Here is a 1,735-nt window from a genome sequence, read left to right on the forward strand (position 1 = left end):
TTGCCAGGCGCTCAACATTCGAACAGCCGAGTAACGACAAAAGAGCCCCACCCTCTGATGAGGATGGGGCTCTGTTACGCAGGGGAAGATAACCGGTCTTATGTTGCCCTTACTGGCGCTTGATTGATTTGCCGTTGGATGGTGTGGCGCCGGTGTAGGTGATCTGCACCTGGTCACCGGGCTCCAGCGGGAAGGAATGCGTTCCGGTCCCTCCTGTGCCCATGGTGATGAATCCGCCTGCGGCACGTGGCTTGAACTGTACGTCGGTTACGGATCCTGTGAAGTACAGCGTTTCCGGGGTGACCCCACAGGTGTAGGTCAGGGGTGATGTGCCGGTGACGTTGTTCCAGCCGGGGTAGTAGCCCTTGTTGCCTGTCACCAGCGTGTAGCCTGCCCACGTAGCCAGAGGACTCATGCCGTCAGTCTTGTTCTGCACGAGCGTATTTCCCTGCACGGTGCCGTCCGTGATGGTGTGCCCAGCGTCGGTGAGGATGCCGTAGACCTGAGTGCGGGTGGCTTGGTCATCGAAGCAGGTATTGCCCCGAACGACCGGCCGTGTCAGGTTCTCACTGAGGCGGATGCCGTTGAGTGCGTTCGCGTTCACGTCGTTGTCTTCTATGTGAAGGTCAGCGATGTATGCGCCAGCCTCCGCACCGGTAGCCGATACGACGTTGATCCCTTCGCCGCCGTTCCGGCTGAATTTGTTGCCGATGACCTTGATGCCGCGTACGACGTCTGATGCCCACTTAGCGCCTACAAGCCGGAAGCCGTCGCGGGTGTTGGAGTAGCAGTTGTTCGAGCTGATGACGTGGTAGGCCTGATTCGCTGCGAGGGAGTTCTTCTCGTAATCGATATTGATTCCGTCGCGACCATTGCTGTAGCACTGGTTGCCGGTAACAATAGCTTTCTTGTCAGGCTGGCCAAGGGGAGCTAGGCCTGTGCCCTCATGGAGGGTGATGCCGTCGTAGCTGTTGTTGGAGCAGACGTTGCCCGAATACACGGGCGAGTCCACGCCACAGCCACCGATGCCCCACGCGTTGCCGTAGGTGTAGTTGTTCACGATCCTGACACCTTTGGAGTAGTAGGGCGTGTTGGCTACTCCACCTTGCTTCTCCACGAAGATGCCGTAGTTGGTGTTGCCGAAAGCGATGCAACCTTGGACCAGCACGTCCTCGACATCGTACTTTCCGGTGCCGATGCCGAAACCGGACATGCCTGGGTCATGGACAGCCTGCCCGCGCCCGTTGCCCGAGGCGATGCAGTTGATGTACCGCCCGCCAGGGAGGAAGTCGGAGCCGAAGCCGGTCGCCGTGAAGTTCTTGCACTCCACTCGTTCCCAATGGGCATTGCGAAGGTACTCGGAGAACTGGCCCTTGAGGCTGTTCGTGCCGGGGATGCTTGAGCCGTCCCATGTCATGTCGAACCAGGATGGGGACTCGATTGGCGCGGCGAGTGTGCCGTGCCCAGTGAAAGCGGCGGACTGGTAGGGCTTGATGACGGTCCTGCCGATTCCTGCGCCTTGGTAGCGGACGTAGTTGCGGGGGCGCAGGTAGGCGCTGGTCCGATAAACGCCCTTGGGTAGCAGCAAAGTGCCACCACCAAAGGTTTCGAGGGCTACAGCGGCATTGTCGATCGCGGTGTAGTCATCCGTGGCCCCGTCGCCCTTCGCGTTGTACGGGCCAGCGGTCGCGTCGAGGACGAGCCCACCGAGGCCGGCGCGGGCATAAGTGGCATT

Annotated in this window: 1 protein-coding gene; it reads right to left on the reverse strand. The window is 60.3% G+C overall.

Annotated elements, in window-relative coordinates; all coding sequences use genetic code 11:
- Window positions 1–109: 109 nt before the first annotated feature.
- The coding region (locus ACLRGI_RS23150) for a right-handed parallel beta-helix repeat-containing protein (RefSeq protein WP_419203781.1) at window positions 110–1,735 on the reverse strand (1,626 nt) is incomplete at its 5' end.

The sequence above is a fragment of the Paenarthrobacter sp. PPS72 genome (genome assembly GCF_048537125.1).
In the GTDB taxonomy this organism is placed as follows: domain Bacteria; phylum Actinomycetota; class Actinomycetes; order Actinomycetales; family Micrococcaceae; genus Arthrobacter; species Arthrobacter nitroguajacolicus_E.